Origin of the sequence: Mycobacteroides sp. H001 (assembly GCF_001440005.1) — a bacterium.
In the GTDB taxonomy this organism is placed as follows: Bacteria; Actinomycetota; Actinomycetes; order Mycobacteriales; family Mycobacteriaceae; genus Mycobacterium; species Mycobacterium gwanakae.
This window is the reverse complement of the sequence record NZ_LJYH01000024.1, coordinates 332,882-348,724: the sequence shown is the minus strand read 5'-3', so window position 1 is coordinate 348,724 and position 15,843 is coordinate 332,882. Positions and strand designations below refer to the sequence as shown.

Here is a 15,843-nt window from a genome sequence, read left to right as displayed (position 1 = left end):
ATGTCGACGGCGATGCGGCGACATCAGAAATCTTCGGCGCTACGGGAGGCGTGCGGGATCTCGGTAACGCTGCACGTTCCGAGCGATTTCCCCGGGTTCTGGCAGTGGCTCCTCGCTGTCGAGGTAGACACCGCCCGCACGCAAGCTGTCCTCCACGATGAGCCAGATGCGCCGAACCAGGCTCTCGATCAATCGTTCTTGTGAGGTCTGCCCTGGCTGGTCCAACCAGTAACTCACCGAGGTCTCGGCCATCCCGACAATGCCCATTGCCAGCAGCTCGGCATCGGTGTCAACCCCGAACGCTTCGAGGTACACCGCAAACACCCGCGAAAGATGCAGTCCTGCAGACATTTTGATATCGGCAATGGCATCGGGCGCATCCGAGCCCTCCGAAAGTGAGCATCGCGCAAGATACCGATACAGGTTGCGGTGCCCAACCAGGAAACGAACGTACGCACCGATACCCGCCTCGATGATCTGTGCCATCGAGCCGAGCGGCTGCCATACGGGTGCAAGCTCAGCGATGATCATGTCGCCGGCCCGCCGAGCCACAGCGCGCTGTAAGTCCGCGGCGCCGTCGAAGTGCCGGTAGAGCTTTGTTCGGGTGACCCCCACATAGACCGCGATCTGCTCCGTGGACGTCTGCGGACCGTGCTCGGCAATGGCGGCAAGGGCGGCCTCGACGAACTCGGCCCGGCGCCGTTCGCGCTGGCCATCCCACCTGCCAGCTGGGAGTTCTTGGCTGTCGGGCTGCACGAAGCTCACTCTAGCAATGGGGTGGTACGTCACGTACCATGTGACCCACCGAACACATCACCACCCGACTTCGATTAGAGCGCGAGCTGACATCCATGACCGACGTACAGATCGAATCCCCCGTCGACCAAGCCCTGCAGGACTTGACCGAAGGCGAAAAGGCCTGGGCCAAAACCTCGTTGGCAGATCGTTTGCGCTTGTTGGCGGATACCCGCCAGCGCGTGATCGACAATGCGCACCAGTGGGTGCAGGCGGCGGCATTCCAGATCAAGAAGCTCGACCCGGAATCTCCCCTGGTCGGCGAGGAATGGATCTCGGGCCCGTACGCCGTGGCGGGGGCCATCGCCTCCCTGATCGCCAGCCTGGAGCAGCTCCAAGCTGGGCAAAGCCCGCTTCAAGGCGCCGAATTCGGTGTCACTCCCGGCGGTCGTACGACGGTTTCGGTGTTGCCGCTCAACATCTTCGACAAGCTGCTGCTGTCCGGGTTCAGCGCTGAGCTGTGGTTGCAGCCCGGTGTGGATAAGGCCGAGGCGTTGCGCACAGCCGGCCTGGCGCAGCGTGACCCCAGCCGCACCCAGGGTGTCGGCGCGGTGCTCGGCGCAGGCAACATCACCTCGATCGCGCCCCTGGACACCCTGTACGAACTTTTCGCGAATAACCGCGTGGTGGCCCTCAAGCTCAACCCCATCACCGATCCACTGCTGCCGGTGTTCACCCAGGTGCTGCAGCCCTTCATCGCGATCGGCGCGGTACGCATCCTGACCGGCGGCGCCGATGTCGGCACCTATCTGGTGCACCATCAGCTGGTCGATCACGTCCATATGACCGGTAGCTCGGTCACCCACGACGCGATCGTGTTCGGCACCGGCGAGGAAGGCGCGCAGCGCAAGGCCGCCAACCAGCCGGTCCTGGACAAGGCCATCACCAGCGAACTCGGCGGGGTTTCGCCGACCATCGTGGTACCCGGCCAGTGGAGCTCCTCCGATATCGAGTTCCAGACCCGGCACATCGCCACCCAGCGGTTACACAACAACGGCTACAACTGCATCGCCTCGCAGGTCGTGGTGCTCTCGAAGGCATGGCCGCAGCGCCAAGAGTTCCTCGCCGCGCTGCGCAAGGCCGTCGACGAGGCGCCGTCCCGTCCTGCCTACTACCCCGGTTCAGATGACCGGGTGGCCGGTGCGCAACAGTCCTACCCCGACGCCGAGCGCCTCGGACAGAACGGCGCGCGCGTGCTCGTGGTCGATCCGGAGGACCGCACGGCTCTGCTGCGTACCGAGTACTTCGGGCCCGTCCTGGGCGTCATCGAACTCGATGTCGCCAATGACCCGGACGGAGCCCTCTTCCTGCAGGAGGCCGCACGGGTGGCCAATGACGAGTTCGTCGGGACGCTCGGCGTGAACGTGCTCGCGCACCCCGACACCATCAAGGCGCTGGGATCGCATTTCGACACCTTGGTCGAAGACCTGCGGTACGGCACCGTCGCGATCAACGCCTGGACCGGGGTGGGATATCTGACCCCCTCCGCGACGTGGGGCGCATTCCCCGGCCACGTGCTCAACGACGTACAAAGCGGGATCGGCGTGGTACACAACGGCTTCCTGGTCGAGAAGCCGGAACGTACCGTGGTCCGCGGCCCCTTCCGGCCGTTCCCCCGGTCCTTTGCACATGGCGAATGGGCCCTATCGCCGAAGCCACCGTGGTTCGTGAGCAATGCCACAGCGGCGGGCACTGGCGAACTGCTGGTCGACTTCGCCGGTAAGCCCAGCCTGCTGAAAGTGCCTCGGATCTTCATCTCCGCGCTACGCGGCTGAGGTCTTACGACGGCCACCTGACGGTGGTCGTCGGGGTGAATATCCTCGTGGGACTAATTCGCGGGGACTTCGGCGTAGGAAACCGCCATGGTGTGGGTGGTTTGGGCGGCACATAGGCGAAAATATCGATGAAGTACGCGATTCCGCCGACGAGGCTGACCAGACCACACACAAGCAAGATCAAATCCCACGGATCGAATGTCGCCGTGCCCGATTCCGCGGCCATGTACACGTACAACACCCGGATAAACACGATGATCAACGAAGCTCCGCCGATCACGGCGAAAATCGAGAAGCATGTGTACAGAAGGGCCTTGTGATGGGAGCCGCCTGCGTAAGCGACGGCGTTGCCCCAGCGACTGGCCATGAGCGTGCCCAAGCCGAGTATGGCCGGGACACTAACACCGACGACGATTTTCCCGAGCACATCGCGATAGTCGACAAGCGCCATTACCGACTCCTTCGGCCGCGACGACAGCGGGTTAGGTGTTAATACCACGCGATTCACGCCCGCGACTCAAAATCCAGGAAACGGGCGTACCCTCACGGAAGTGACTCTCTCCCAATCAGTGTGGACCGACACCGACCAGTACCTGGAGCGCACAGTCGCTACCGATGCCGCCGAGCTGGACCATATTCGGCAGGCACAAGACGACGGTGGCCTGCCGGATATCGCGGTATCGGCCACTCAGGGCAAATTCCTGTACCTGTTGGCGACGATCGCCAAGGCCAGCCGCGTGCTGGAGATCGGCACGCTCGGCGGGTACAGCACCGCGTGGCTGGCCAAGGCGGTCGGACCCGAGGGCGCCGTCGTGACGCTCGAGTACGAGCCCAAGCATGCCGCCGTGGCTCAGGCGAGCCTGGAGCGCGCCGGGCTGGCCGAACAGGTCGAGATCTTGGTGGGTAGCGCCCTCGACAATCTTCCGTCGGTCCAGGGGCCGTTCGATCTGGTCTTCATCGACGCCGACAAGGCCAACAATCCCAACTACCTGAGCTGGGCTTTACGACTGACCACTGCGGGGTCGGTCATCTTGGTAGACAACGTGATTCGCTGGATCTCCGAAGACGGACCGAACGCCGAGGGGACGCGGGACGTGCTGGAACTACTGGGGTCCAACCCACGCCTTGATGCCACCGCGCTGCAGACGGTGGGCGTCAAGGGCTGGGACGGGCTGGCGATCGCCGTCGTGCGTTAGCGCGCCCCCTCGCGGGCATAGACGGTGCGCAGAACGAACTCCACCTCCGGCCCCATGGCCAGCCCCGCCAGTTCCGGGTAAAGGGCCACGAAATCGTGCCCGTGCGCCGGAACGTCGTGCGGGCACAGGTGATGCGCCAGCTCATGCAGGATCACCAGTTCACGCATGGCCCAGGCGCTTCCGTTGCGATCGTCGGGAACGGCGATGGCCGCCCGGTCTCCATCACGCTCGTAATGGGCGGCCGTCGCTCCCCGCCGGGCACGCACCGTGACGGGTCCGGCAGACCATCTGGCCGCGACGAGGGCCAGCACGTCGTCGACGTAACGCTGCACCGATTCGACCGACGCGAACCGCGCTTCGGGCGGCAGGGTCAACCTGGTGCCGAAGAAATCGATATCCCGTTGGCTGTGGCTGGCCGCGCGCTCGAACATGGTGCGCACAAACTCTTCGGCCGCGTATACCTTGGCGCGCTGGGTGTCACGCGGATGAGCCGTCCGCGTGACGGCATCCGACTGAGGACGCGCCTGATCGCTCAGTTCTGCTCCAATGCGCCACGCGCACCTGCCAGTTCGGGACTGTTCCCAAGCCTGGCCCGGCGGCCCGCACGATCACCCGCACGCCGGGCGTGTGAGGAATAACCGGCCTGTGCGCTCACCGCACGCCACTGACCGCGGGCCGTCGAGGCACCCTTGTAGAAGTCTCGCAGCTCGATGTCTTTGTCACGCAATACCAGTTCTGTTCCCGTGCCCCGTTTCTCGGTCTTGACCGCCTCGGCGCGCGCCTCTTGCCGTGCGTCGGCCAGCCGCTGCCCCACCCGTGTACCGAAGGCCAGCTGAAAGTTCAGGCGGGCCGTGATGGTTGGTGTGGGCCGATGCGCACCCGAACCGATGTAGGTATCCGAGGCCCTGACCATCTGGACCACCAGGCTGGCGTAGAGCGCGTGGACGGCGTCGATGTCCTCGGCGAAGCCGTAGGCATATACGTAGGTCGAGTTGGATGCGACATCACACGTGACGTCATTGGCGCCGGCGATCAACGCGAACAGGTTGACGTAGGTCCGCAGGCCACGGGTGCCCGCCTCACCGATGGTGATGGTGCGCTGGGTGGGCCGCGCCTGGGCGTCTCGTTTGGCCGAGTGCGCACGGGCGACCGCCAGGTCGATCGAGGTCGCGGTGGCAAGGCGCTGCGCCGCCGCCATGAAAGCCTCGGCTTCATGGGCGTTGTCCGTGCCCTCGGCCTGGCGGAGCAGTGCGGCGATCCGCGAGAGCTGCTTGTCCTCTGTCACGAAGGCCAGATTAGGCGAGCGCGGGGACATGCGACCGCGGCAAGCATCACCCCCACTTCTGACAACCTCTGTTGTCAAGTCGTTCGAGTTGTGTTTCGATAGCCGCACATGAGACATACGGAGATACCGGAGGCCGCGTGACCATTCAGGAAAATGCAGTACTGCCTGCGGCTTACGCGGAAAATCTCGCACATCCCGCACCCGCACACACAGGGCTGCGCAACACCCTGCGCCGTTGGACGGGATTCGATCTCACCCCATCCGAAGAGGTAGTCCGCCAATACGGGGCCGGCCTGTGGATAACCGATCCGGTCGCCGAGAGCTTCGTTGAGGAGGTCTACTACGGGCAGATCGGCCCGGAGCACGGCCGCGCGTTACTGGAGCGCGCGCTCAGTGAGGGAATCGACGCCGTCGAGGAGGCACCGGAGTCGATGCGGGCGTTGTTCGCCGAATTCGACACGCTGCCACCGTGGGCCGATCCGCAGCTCATCGAGGCCGGTGCTGCCGTGTGGCGGCGGTGGGGCTATGACATGGGCTCCATCGCCAACGCCGGCACCATGGACACCTACACCGAGGGCTGGCTGGCGACCCCCCTGTCGCTGGCCGGTGGTTATGCGGGCCAGGGCGCGATGCACCGGCATCTCGAGACCAGCCGGTGGTGGCTGGAATGCGCACGACCCGGCGCCGCCCTGGACCGATACTCAGTTGCCCGGCAGATCACGATGAAGATCCGTGTCATGCATGTCTCGGTACGCCGCGGGGTGCGCAAGCATCCCGAGTGGCGCCGCGAGCAATGGGGCGAGCCCATCAGCCAATCAGAGATGCTGCTGACACTTATCGCCGGCAGCGTGGCGCCCGGGCTCGGCCTGTGGGCGGTCGGCTATCTCACCACACGATCGGAAATGATTGCGGCCCTGCATTTTTGTCGATACCTGGGATACCTGCTCGGGGTGCGCTGTGATGACATCTATCCCGAGACAGTCGCCGATGCGGTACGGATCCTGTACCACTTCGACGCCACCCGCGCCTACGACGGCGGTGACGCCTCACGTGAACTCGTGGAGTCCTTCGTCCCGTCGTTCACGCCGAGTCCCGGCTCATCACCGGCCAATCGGCTCCGGGGCCTGTTCCATCTGCAACTGCAGGCGGGTTTCACACGGCTGTTCATGCTGCCGTGGAACCGCCGGCTCTATCGGATTCCCAATGGCTGGCTGGGCACCGCGGCACTCGTCGCCCGTGCTCCGTTTGTCGCCGCGATCGAGCTGGCGCGCCATGCCGTCCCGGCGGTAGACCAGCGCTGGCAGCGGGGCAAGATGCGGCGCTGGGAGCACTGGATCGACTGGCAGTCCGGCGCCCACACCCACGACTTCCAAGACCTGTCCGCCATGCGGCGGTAGCGGCGGCCGCGCGTCAGAGCCGGGCGTCGATCCAGGACAGCACCTCGTCGAGCACGAGTTCCTTCTCGAACTCGTTGAAGATCTCGTGGTACAGGCCCTTCCAGATCTTCAGCGTCGCATCGGGCGCGGACTCGGACAGCCACACGCTGCCTTCGGGCGCGGTCAGCCGGTCGTCTCCTCCGTGCATCGTCAGCACCGGGCGCCGCAGACCGGCAGCGCGCTGCCGCATCGTCTTCCCCACCCCCAGCAAGGCCCGGCCGATGCCCGCGGGCACCCGACCGTGATGCACCAGCGGATCGGCGTTGTATGCGGCAATGATCGCCGGGTCATGGGAGATCGCGTTGACATCGAGCTTCTGCACCGGCAGCCCGGGCGCCAGACGCCCCACCACCGGAGCCACCAGCGTCAGCACGTACGGCAATCCGACCTGCGCGGCAATCGCAGGCCCCGAGAGCACCATCAGGTCGTAACGGTCCTGGTGGTCCACACCGTAGGCGAAGACGATGCCACCGCCCATGCTGTGCCCGAGCACAATTCGCTTGAGGTCGGGGTACTCGCGTGCCGCGATGTCCACCAGGGTGCCGAAGTCGTCGGTGTACTCGGAGATGTCCCGCAGATACACGCGCTTACCCCCGGAACGACCGTGACCACGGTGGTCCAGGGCGTACACCAGGTACCCGGCATCATTGAACCGCTGGGCGACGTGGTCGTACCGCCGCGCATGCTCGCCGAAACCGTGCGAGAGCACGACGACGGCACGCGGCGGTCTCTCCGGCGTCCAGGTGTCATAAACAATCCGCACGTTGTCGGCGCCGTCGAAGGCGCGCTGCACCCGAGATCCACTCACCCCGAAAACTCTACGGAACCGCCGAACCTGCCATCCTCAACTAGAACACGTTCTAGTGTGGGGCCATGGGATTCCTCAAGCCCACACTGCCCGTCGTCGATATCGCCGAATGGAGCAAGGGCACCCGCGCCGAGAAGATACGTCCGATGGCCCGGCACTGGGCCGAGGTGGGCTTCGGGACACCGGTGGCCTTGCATCTCTTCTACGTCCTGAAGATCGGCCTGTACATCCTTGGCGGCTGGCTGTTCGCCATGGTCTCGACTGACGGAGTCGGGCCCGCCGACTGGTCCGCACCCATCGTCTTCCAGAAGGTGGTGCTCTACACCATGCTGTTCGAGGTCATCGGCCTCGGCTGCGGCTTCGGCCCACTCAACAACAGGTTCTTCCCTCCCCTGGGTTCAATCCTGTACTGGTTGCGTCCCAGCACCATTCGCCTGCCGCCCTGGCCGCGTATCCCCCTCACCCGAGGCAGCGCGCGAACCCCCGTGGACGTGGCGCTGTACGCCGCCTTGCTGGCGATGCTCCTGGTCGCGTTGTTCTCCCAGCCCGCACCGACGGGGCTGCTGCCCCTCTGGCCGGTCGTCGCCATCCTCGGATTGCTGGCCATCGCCGGCCTGCGCGACAAGGTGATCTTCCTGGCGGCACGCGGCGAGGTGTACGGCGCCCTCACTGTGACATTCCTCTTCACCGGGGCCGACATGATCGTCGCCGCCAAACTGATCTTCGTCGTCATCTGGATGGGCGCGGCAACATCAAAACTCAACCACCACTTCCCCTTTGTCATCTCGACGATGATGTCCAACAACCCGCTCATCCGCGCCAAACGTCTCAAGCGGGCGTTCTTCGAGAAGTTCCCCGACGACCTGCGCCCCGGACGGCTCTCCCGCGTCGTCGCACATCTGAGCACCGCAATCGAGATGCTGGTACCCATCGCACTGTTCTTCAGTCACGGCGGCTGGGTCACCACGGTCGCCGCCATCGTGATGGTGTGCTTCCACTTGGGCATCCTCACCGCCATCCCGATGGGTGTGCCGCTGGAGTGGAATGTGTTCATGATCTTCGGCGTGCTGTCGCTGTTCTTCGCGCACGCGAACATCGGTCTGCGCGATATGGAACATCCCGTGCCCGTGCTTGCCCTATTCGCCCTGAGCGCCGGGGTGGTTGTCGTGGGAAACCTGTTGCCCCGCAAGATTTCCTTTCTGCCCGGCATGCGCTACTACGCCGGCAACTGGGATACCACACTGTGGTGCATCAAACCGTCCGCCAGCGCGAAAATCGACAAAGGCATCGTGGCGATCGCGAGCATGCCGCAGGCCCAGATGGAGCGCTACTACGGCACCGACCAGGCACCGCTGCTCATGTACATCGGCTATGCGTTCCGCGCCATGAACACGCACGGCCGGGCCATGTTCACGCTCGCGCACCGGGCCATGGCGGGCCCGAGTGGTCGCGACCGCGAAGATGACTACGTCATCACCGACGGCGAACGGATCTGCAGCACGGCGATCGGCTGGAACTTCGGCGACGGGCACATGCACAACGAGCAGCTGATCGCCGCGATGCAGGAGCGGTGCCAGTTCGAGCCGGGTGAGGTGCGCATCGTCTTACTCGATGCCCAGCCCATCCATCGTCAAACCCAGCAATATCGGCTCGTGGACGCGGCCACCGGCGAGTTCGAGAGCGGCTACGTTCGGGTGGCCGACATGGTCAACCGTCAGCCCTGGGATGACGAGCTGCCCGTGCACGTCAACACCCGGTAACCGGCTGACACGTGTCGGTGGACGCGACTATTGTCGCCCCCGTGACGGCACAAGCCATCGAGGATGAATTTCTTTCGCACACCGAACAATATCGGCGCGAGATTCTGGCCCACTGCTACCGGATGACGGGCTCCATCCACGATGCCGAGGACCTGGTGCAGGAGACCTACCTGCGCGGCTGGAAGGCCTACGAACGGTTCGAGGGCAAGTCGTCGGTGCGCACCTGGCTGTATCGGATCGCCACCAATACCTGTCTGACGGCACTGGAGGGCAAGCAGCGCCGTCCGTTGCCCACCGGACTGGGAGCCCCCAGCGCCGACCCGCTCGCCGAGTTGGACGAGCGCACCGAGATCCCGTGGCTCGAGCCACTGCCCGATGACGCGACCGATCCGGCCAGCATCGTGGGTTCACGGGAGTCGGTCCGCCTGGCGTTTGTCGCCGCACTGCAGCATCTACCCGCCAAGCAGCGCGCGGTGTTGGTGCTGCGCGAGGTGCTGCAGTGGAAAGCCCAGGAGGTCGCCGAGGCGATCGGCTCCACCACCGCCGCGGTGAACAGCCTGCTGCAACGCGCCCGTGCACAGCTGCAAGAAGTGTCGCCACGGGAAGAGACCCTGCTGGAACCCGAGGACCCGATGCTGCGCGAGCAGCTCCGCCAGTACATCAACGCATTTGAGCGCTATGACGTCGATGCGATCGCGAAAATGTTCACCACTGAAGCGATTTGGGAGATGCCGCCGTTCACCGGCTGGTATCAGGGCGGGCAGAGCATCGCCACGCTCATCAAGGAACAGTGCCCCGCCGAGCACGCCGGCGATATGCGCCTGCTCGAGACGTCAGCCAACGGGCAGCCCGCCATCGGCCTCTACATGCGCGAGGGCGACGGGGTGCACCGCCCGTTCCAGATGCACGTGCTGGACGTCACCCCCGGCGGCGTAGCCCATGTGGTGTGCTTCTTCGACATCTCGCTGTTCGAGAAGTTCGGTCTCCCAACCGAACTCACCGAACTCGAAACCTAGGTTGTTGCGGGTTCGTCTCGCCTTTTCGCGCCACAACCTCGGTCTCGGCGTAGCCGCTTACCGCTGAGCGAGGCTCCCCGGGAATAGGTACTGGTCCGCGGGGCGGGTGGTGCTGTGGAACCACGCGGTGAAGAACCCGGAGAGGTCCTTACCGGTGACCTTCTGCACGTACGCCTCGAACTGCGGCCAGGTCGCATTGCCCCATTTGTGCACCGACGGCCATGACCGCAGAATCTGCAGGAACGGCCCGTCCCCGATAGTGCGGCGCAACGCATGCAGTGCCAGCGGGCCCTTGCCGTACACACCGAGTGGGTTGAAGACCTCGTCCGCACTGCATTCGGCAGCGTCCGGGCACATGTCGTAGAGCAGGTTCCCCCACACCTTGTCCTCATCCCAGATCTTCTCGACGGTTTCGCGGTAGTGCTTGTCGATGGACTTACCTTCCTTCTCCTCCGACCACATCCACGGCAGGTAAGAGGCGAAGCACTCGTTGAGGCAGATATCGCGCCACTGTTCGACCGACACCACGTCGCCGTACCACTCGTGGGTGTTCTCGTGCACCACCACCGACAGTCGCTTTTCCTCCTCGGTATCGCGGCTGAACGTGTAGTACGGGCGGGTCTGAGTTTCCAGGGCGCTGAATGAAATGTCCTCGCGCATCGGGTCGGCGAAGATGCCGCCCGCCGCGACATGCGGGTACTTGCCCAGCTTGGATTCCAGGAAACTGAGCACCTCGGGCAATCGTGCCTCGGCGCTACCGGAGCCGGCGTCGGGCGCAAACGCGCTCACCACCGGAGTACCACTGGGCAAGGTGGACCGGAACACCGAGAAATGATCCACCGCGAACGGAACCAGGTACATGGCAACGGGATTCGGCTCGTTCCAGGTGGTGGTGGTCCAGCCGCCGGACTCGGTGGCCTTCCCTTCCCGGCCACCGCCCACGGCCACCCACGAGGACGGCACCGTCGCGGTGAGTTTGAACGGCGCTTTGTTCACCGGGGTGTTGTTTGACGGGTACCAGTTCTCGGCACCATCGGGTTCACCGCCCTTGGCATAGCCACCGCTGGTGCTGCGTACCCAACCCGACAGCGCGCCGAGACCACGTTCCTTGGCCTCCTGCTGCTCGTTGAACGCGTACGTGACCGTGGTCGTGAAGGAACTTCCGGTGCGGATGCCCTTGTCCGGAGTAACAGTCATCTCGTGCTCGCCGCTGAATTCGGTGGCGGCCGGCCGGCCGTCCACGGAGGCCGTCACCGTTCCCAGATCCGAGAAGTCCAGGTTGAAGCTCGACAGGTTCTGGGTGGCGGCTGCGTGGATCACCATCGTGCCGTTCACGTCGGTGGTCTCCGGATCGAAGCGCAGCGTCAGGTCGTACTGGGTGACCCGGTAGCCGCCGTTGCCATCCTGCGGAAAGTAGCTGTCGATCCCGTTGGGTGATCCCGGGGTGAAGACGTCGGTCGCCTGCGCGGGGGCCACGCCACCACCGATCACAAGCGCCGCCAGAGCGGCCGGGATCCCGAGAGTCTTGAAAATCATGTGAGCCTTACGTAGAGCGGGCCCCTGTGACCCTGATGAACGACTCTACGTAAGGCAGCACCGATCGCGGGTAGCTACTGCAGGTGTGCCGGATCCATCCAGCTGACCTCCCACACGTGTCCGTCCAGGTCGCGGAACGACCGTCCGTACATGAAGCCAAGTTCCTGCGCCGGCATCCAATCCACCCCACCGGCAGCAAGCGCCGCATCCGTCAGTTCGTCGACACCCTCGCGGCTGTCGGCCGAAACGCAGAGCAGCACTTCACGATTCTTGGACGTGTCGGTGATGTCGTCGGCGATGAAACCGCGGAATCGTTCTTCCTCCAGCATCATCACCCAGCTCTGTTCGTTGATGACCATGCAGAGGGTGTTCTCGTCGCAGAACTGGTCGTTGAAAGAGAAGCCGAGGTGATCGAAGAACTTGCGGCTGGCCGCGGCATTGGCGATCGGAAGGTTGACGAACAGCATGCGGGACATCGGGTCTCCTCAGTGCGTAGACGGCGGCGTTTCCACCGTTCATCAGTACCGACTACCCGGAGTCCGGAAACTCATCGCCGTTCCCATGCGTACTCGGGAACGGCGCGCAGAATATCGCTCAGGTACCGCACGTGCGGCTCAACCCACTCTGGCCTGAGCGCCTCCCACCTCCAGGTAAACAGGTTGGAGTTATCGAACCTCATCGGCAGTTGAAACCGCCGGTCGGTCAGCATGCGGTGCATGGTGCTGGGATTCAGTACGTCGTAGGCGAATCGGTTGTTGTTGGTGCGGATGTGAAAGCGCCGATTGAAATCCTCCGACTCCAACTTGAGATCCCCGAGCCCCATCGCCTCCTTCAGTCCGGACAGCGCCCCTTCGGGAGTCACCACCAGCATGTTCGGCGACGGCGGAGTCCGCACACACGTCACCATGGCGGTGTAGGTGACCTCGGAGTTCTCCGATGAGTCACCCGTTCGATACGTGTAGGTGAACGACACGAAGGGCGCCCCATCAATGACGCCGCGAATCACGTCCGTCGCGGATCTACTGTGTCCCAGACCAAATGGCGCATAGGCCGAAAGCCTGACGAGACCGGGTTCACTCTCGGCGAAACTCCATCCCCGCCCGGACGCGAAGGACCATAACCACGCCAACCGTCGCTGGCGGTTGCGCCGAGTTGTCGTGAACAGCCAGATGCCCAGCACCGCCAATCCCCCGAAGATGACAGCGACCGTGCCGAGGCTCAGCAGGCCCAGCAGCGTGCTCACCTACTGCTGCGGAGGTGGATTCAGTCGGTCGAAGGCTCCGCGAATGTTGGGCACCTTTCGCGCCGCTGGATCGTCAAGCTCGAAGTAGTCGGCTGCGGTGAACCCGAACCATTTCGCCACAATGTTGGAGGGGACCGTCTGGACCTTCGTATTGAGCGCACGCACATTGCCGTTGTAGAAGCGCCGGCCCGCCGCGATGCGATCTTCGGTGTTGGCGAGCTCGCCCTGAAGTGCGACGAAGTTCTGAATCGACTGCAGCTGTGGGTAACTCTCCGCGATGGCGAAGAAGCGCCCCAAGGCTCCAGAGAGCTGCTGCTCGGCCTGAGCCTGGGCCGTCACGCCCTGATGTGTGGCGGCCGCGTCGCGGGCAAGGTTGCGCGCAGCGGTCACCTGCTGCAAGGTGTCTCGCTCGAATTGCGCTGCCGTGCTGGCTACTTCAACGAGGTTGGGAATGAGGTCATGACGTCGCTGGAGTTCGACATCGATCTGCTTCCACGCTTCCTGAACCAGATTGCGGATCCTGACGAACCCGTTGTATGTGGTCAGGAGCCAAAGTCCAATCGCCAGCGCGAAAAACACCGCCACGACGATGACAATCAGAAGTGGAGTCATTTCCTTCTCCTAGTGTTGTTCCCACGCATACGCCGGGATTGGTTCAACGGTATCTATCAGGTACTGCACCTCGCTGGCGATTCTCTGCTCATCGAGCTTGCCGCGGCGCCAGGTCAGCAGTCTCCCGTTCTCGAATCGCAAGGGCTGCGAATATCTTTGGTCGGCCAGCATCCGCTCCATGGCCCGCGGATTGAGCACGTCATACGCAAACCGCTCCGGATTGGCCTTGACGTTGAACCGCTTGTTGAACTCGTCCGATTCGAACTCCAGATCCGTAAACCCCACCGCACGAGCGAGTCCCGCAAGTAGGCCCTCGGGCTTGATCTCGAGCCGATACGGCGACGGTGGCGTAACGAGACAGGTCACCATGAAGTAGTAGGTCTCGGTGCTCCGCTGGTCACCACTGCCGGTGGTCACCTTGTATGTGTACTGGAATGACACGAATTCGTGACGGCCAATGCTGCCGTTGAAGACGTCTTGGAACCTGCGGCTATGCCCCTGCCCGAAGGGCTCATCATGGGACAGCCCCAGCAGACTCTGGTCCTCGGCGGTGTACGTCCAACCGTGCGCCTGGGCCCAGGCGCTCAGGGCGGCGATTCTCTTCTGCCGCATCCGGGACGAAAGAAACCACACCCCCGCAAAGACCAGCACGAAGAGAGCGACACCCGTCGCGATCAGCAGCCCCTCAGACACGATCCCCCCTCGCTAACCGTTGCCCCTGCACACATCGTACCGGGACACCGAGCATTGCCTGTTAGCTCGACGAATTCCACACTCGAGACAGCCCAGGACGGCAAGATCGGGGTATGCAATTCACCCAGTGGCTGCACCGTGCCCTACAGCAGGACCCGAACCGCCCCATCACGATCGATCAGGGTCGGGAACGCACCGTGGAGCAGTTCGCCGACCGTGTCGCCCGGCTGGCCGCGGGGCTTGCATCGCTCGGCGTCCAACCGGGTGACCGCGTGGGCATGCTGTCGCTGAACTCCGACCGTTACGTCGAATACCTCACCGCGGTGCCGTGGTTGGGTGCCGCGCTGAACGCCGTCAACATCCGCTGGAGCCTTGCCGAGATCGGGTATTCCCTGCGCGAGTCCGGTACTCGTGTGCTGCTGGTCGACGACGTGTTCAAGGCTGCTGCCGCGCCCTTGCGCACCGCGTGTGCATGCCTGGACACCGTCATCTACTGCGGTGACGGTCCGACACCCGAGGACATGATCGGGTATGAGGACCTTCTGGCCGCACACGAACCCATCGGCGACACCCGCACCGGGGGCGCTAGCCTGCTGGGCGTCTTCTATACCGGCGGGACCACCGGAAACCCCAAGGGCGTCATGCTGTCTCACGACAATGTGTTGACATCGGCGATGGGGTCGCTGTCCACCGGCAACTTCCTCACCCGGGGCGGCCGCCTACTACATTCGGCACCGATGTTCCACATGGCCGACTTCAGCGCCGTGATGGCGGGGAACCTGTCCGGTTCTACGCACGTGGTCATCCCGTCGTTCACGCCGCAGGGCGTGCTGGATGCCATCGTCGAACATGACGTTCAGGACATGCTCTTGGTACCCACCATGATTCAGATGCTGGTGGATCATCCGGCAGCCACCGAGCTCGACCTCAGCGGCATCCGCGGAATCACGTACGGCGCCTCGGTCATCTCCGAGGCGGTGTTGCAGCGCGCCAAGCAGGTGTTCCCCAACGCGCGATTCACCCAGGCCTACGGGATGACCGAGGTCTCTCCCGTGGCGACACTGCTGTTACCCGATGATCATGACGACCCCGCGCTGCTGCGCTCGGCGGGACGCGCGGCGCCGCACTGCGAGGTCAAGATCGTCGGCCCGGACGACAACGAGGTGCCGCGCGGCGAGATAGGCGAGGTAATCGTCAAGGGCGACAACGTCATGCTGGGTTACTGGGAACTGCCCGATGAGTCGGCAAAGGCCATCCGCGGCGGGTGGATGCACACCGGCGATGCCGGCCGGATGGACGACCGGGGCTACGTATACATCGTCGACCGCATCAAGGACATGGTGGTAACCGGCGGCGAGAACGTCTACTCGGCCGAGGTGGAGAATGCGCTGGCCAAGCATCCGGCGGTGGCGGCATGCGCGGTGATCGGCATTCCCGACGAGCAGTGGGGTGAACGCGTGCACGCCGTAATCGTCAAACAGACGGAAGCCGCGTGCTGCGACAGCGACTTGCAAGAGCATTGCCGCGCGCACATCGCCAACTACAAGGTTCCCCGCAGCTTCGAGTTCGTCGACGAGCTTCCCCTGTCGGGAGCAGGAAAGATTCTCAAACGAGTTCTCCGCCAGAAATATTGGGAGAAACGAGACGCCGGCGTCTCCTGAGATAGCTGGTGTACGGTGGCGCCCACG

At 64.1% G+C, this 15,843-nt stretch carries 16 protein-coding genes; 6 read left to right on the top strand and 10 right to left on the bottom strand.

What is annotated here, in order from left to right; all coding sequences use genetic code 11:
* Nucleotides 1-39 precede the first annotated feature (39 nt).
* The gene (locus tag AOT83_RS08030) at nucleotides 40-765 is read right to left on the bottom strand and encodes a TetR/AcrR family transcriptional regulator (RefSeq protein WP_109365485.1); all 726 of its coding nucleotides are present in this window, start codon (nucleotides 763-765) and stop codon (nucleotides 40-42) included.
* 86 nt (nucleotides 766-851) lie between these two features.
* Here AOT83_RS08030 and AOT83_RS08025 point away from each other — a divergent pair, with 86 nt between their 5' ends.
* Nucleotides 852-2,570, top strand: coding sequence for an aldehyde dehydrogenase family protein (locus AOT83_RS08025; RefSeq protein WP_057965518.1), 1,719 nt, complete (start codon nucleotides 852-854; stop codon nucleotides 2,568-2,570).
* Between the two features lie 4 nt (nucleotides 2,571-2,574).
* Here the strand turns inward: AOT83_RS08025 and AOT83_RS08020 are convergent, their stop codons facing one another.
* Complete coding sequence (locus AOT83_RS08020) at nucleotides 2,575-3,021, bottom strand: hypothetical protein (RefSeq protein ID WP_057965519.1); 447 nt, start codon at nucleotides 3,019-3,021, stop codon at nucleotides 2,575-2,577.
* A 100-nt stretch (nucleotides 3,022-3,121) separates the two neighbouring features.
* Between AOT83_RS08020 and AOT83_RS08015 the strand changes: the two genes are divergently transcribed.
* On the top strand, nucleotides 3,122-3,766 hold the full coding sequence (locus tag AOT83_RS08015; RefSeq protein WP_057965520.1) for an O-methyltransferase: 645 nt from the start codon (nucleotides 3,122-3,124) through the stop codon (nucleotides 3,764-3,766).
* Here AOT83_RS08015 and AOT83_RS08010 read toward each other — a convergent pair.
* Both AOT83_RS08010 and AOT83_RS08005 read right to left on the bottom strand, forming a co-directional pair.
* Entirely contained in the window at nucleotides 3,763-4,302 is a 540-nt protein-coding gene (locus tag AOT83_RS08010) for a TIGR04338 family metallohydrolase (protein WP_078284796.1), read from the bottom strand. The two genes, AOT83_RS08015 and AOT83_RS08010, sit on opposite strands and share 4 nt — an antisense overlap.
* On the bottom strand, nucleotides 4,299-5,051 hold the full coding sequence (locus tag AOT83_RS08005; RefSeq protein WP_030097385.1) for a DUF2786 domain-containing protein: 753 nt from the start codon (nucleotides 5,049-5,051) through the stop codon (nucleotides 4,299-4,301). Before AOT83_RS08005 ends, AOT83_RS08010 begins: the two co-directional genes overlap by 4 nt.
* Before the next feature lie 137 nt (nucleotides 5,052-5,188).
* Here AOT83_RS08005 and AOT83_RS08000 point away from each other — a divergent pair, with 137 nt between their 5' ends.
* Nucleotides 5,189-6,448 (top strand): oxygenase MpaB family protein, encoded by a 1,260-nt coding sequence (locus AOT83_RS08000; protein WP_232783267.1) that lies wholly within the window; start codon nucleotides 5,189-5,191, stop codon nucleotides 6,446-6,448.
* Between the two features lie 13 nt (nucleotides 6,449-6,461).
* On the opposite strand, the gene AOT83_RS07995 is transcribed toward AOT83_RS08000, so the two are convergent.
* The gene (locus tag AOT83_RS07995) at nucleotides 6,462-7,280 is read right to left on the bottom strand and encodes an alpha/beta hydrolase (protein ID WP_078344344.1); all 819 of its coding nucleotides are present in this window, start codon (nucleotides 7,278-7,280) and stop codon (nucleotides 6,462-6,464) included.
* Nucleotides 7,281-7,360: 80 nt separating this feature from the next.
* On the opposite strand from AOT83_RS07995, the gene AOT83_RS07990 reads away from it, so the two are divergent.
* Nucleotides 7,361-9,055: a DUF3556 domain-containing protein gene (locus AOT83_RS07990; RefSeq protein ID WP_057965522.1), complete on the top strand. Its 1,695-nt coding sequence runs from the start codon at nucleotides 7,361-7,363 to the stop codon at nucleotides 9,053-9,055.
* A 41-nt stretch (nucleotides 9,056-9,096) separates the two neighbouring features.
* The gene (locus AOT83_RS07985) at nucleotides 9,097-10,071 is read left to right on the top strand and encodes a sigma-70 family RNA polymerase sigma factor (protein WP_057965619.1); all 975 of its coding nucleotides are present in this window, start codon (nucleotides 9,097-9,099) and stop codon (nucleotides 10,069-10,071) included.
* Nucleotides 10,072-10,128: 57 nt separating this feature from the next.
* On the opposite strand, the gene AOT83_RS07980 is transcribed toward AOT83_RS07985, so the two are convergent.
* The 5 genes from AOT83_RS07980 to AOT83_RS07960 all read right to left on the bottom strand — a co-directional run bounded on the left by AOT83_RS07980 (nucleotide 10,129) and on the right by AOT83_RS07960 (nucleotide 14,155).
* Nucleotides 10,129-11,607: a M1 family metallopeptidase gene (locus AOT83_RS07980; protein ID WP_057965523.1), complete on the bottom strand. Its 1,479-nt coding sequence runs from the start codon at nucleotides 11,605-11,607 to the stop codon at nucleotides 10,129-10,131.
* A gap of 74 nt (nucleotides 11,608-11,681) precedes the next feature.
* Nucleotides 11,682-12,083 carry a glyoxalase gene (locus tag AOT83_RS07975; RefSeq protein WP_030097391.1) on the bottom strand — a complete coding sequence of 134 codons (402 nt, stop codon included), beginning with the start codon at nucleotides 12,081-12,083 and terminating at the stop codon, nucleotides 11,682-11,684.
* A 71-nt stretch (nucleotides 12,084-12,154) separates the two neighbouring features.
* A complete protein-coding gene (locus AOT83_RS07970) occupies nucleotides 12,155-12,850 on the bottom strand; it encodes a DUF3137 domain-containing protein (protein WP_057965524.1) in 696 nt (231 codons plus the stop codon).
* Complete coding sequence (locus tag AOT83_RS07965) at nucleotides 12,851-13,462, bottom strand: LemA family protein (protein ID WP_057965525.1); 612 nt, start codon at nucleotides 13,460-13,462, stop codon at nucleotides 12,851-12,853.
* 9 nt (nucleotides 13,463-13,471) lie between these two features.
* On the bottom strand, nucleotides 13,472-14,155 hold the full coding sequence (locus tag AOT83_RS07960; RefSeq protein ID WP_057965526.1) for a DUF3137 domain-containing protein: 684 nt from the start codon (nucleotides 14,153-14,155) through the stop codon (nucleotides 13,472-13,474).
* Nucleotides 14,156-14,268: 113 nt separating this feature from the next.
* Here AOT83_RS07960 and AOT83_RS07955 point away from each other — a divergent pair, with 113 nt between their 5' ends.
* Nucleotides 14,269-15,816, top strand: coding sequence for a long-chain-fatty-acid--CoA ligase (locus AOT83_RS07955; protein ID WP_057965527.1), 1,548 nt, complete (start codon nucleotides 14,269-14,271; stop codon nucleotides 15,814-15,816).
* Nucleotides 15,817-15,843 lie beyond the last annotated feature (27 nt).

Bases quoted from the DNA above. Each gene is read 5' to 3' on its own strand.
- AOT83_RS08025 (WP_057965518.1), top strand. From the start codon at position 852: ATGACCGACGTACAGATCGAATCCCCCGTCGACCAAGCCCTGCAGGAC.
- AOT83_RS08020 (WP_057965519.1), bottom strand. From the start codon at position 3,021: ATGGCGCTTGTCGACTATCGCGATGTGCTCGGGAAAATCGTCGTCGGT.
- AOT83_RS07990 (WP_057965522.1), top strand. From the start codon at position 7,361: ATGGGATTCCTCAAGCCCACACTGCCCGTCGTCGATATCGCCGAATGG.
- AOT83_RS07980 (WP_057965523.1), bottom strand. From the start codon at position 11,607: ATGATTTTCAAGACTCTCGGGATCCCGGCCGCTCTGGCGGCGCTTGTG.
- AOT83_RS07975 (WP_030097391.1), bottom strand. From the start codon at position 12,083: ATGTCCCGCATGCTGTTCGTCAACCTTCCGATCGCCAATGCCGCGGCC.
- AOT83_RS07965 (WP_057965525.1), bottom strand. From the start codon at position 13,462: ATGACTCCACTTCTGATTGTCATCGTCGTGGCGGTGTTTTTCGCGCTG.
- AOT83_RS07955 (WP_057965527.1), top strand. From the start codon at position 14,269: ATGCAATTCACCCAGTGGCTGCACCGTGCCCTACAGCAGGACCCGAAC.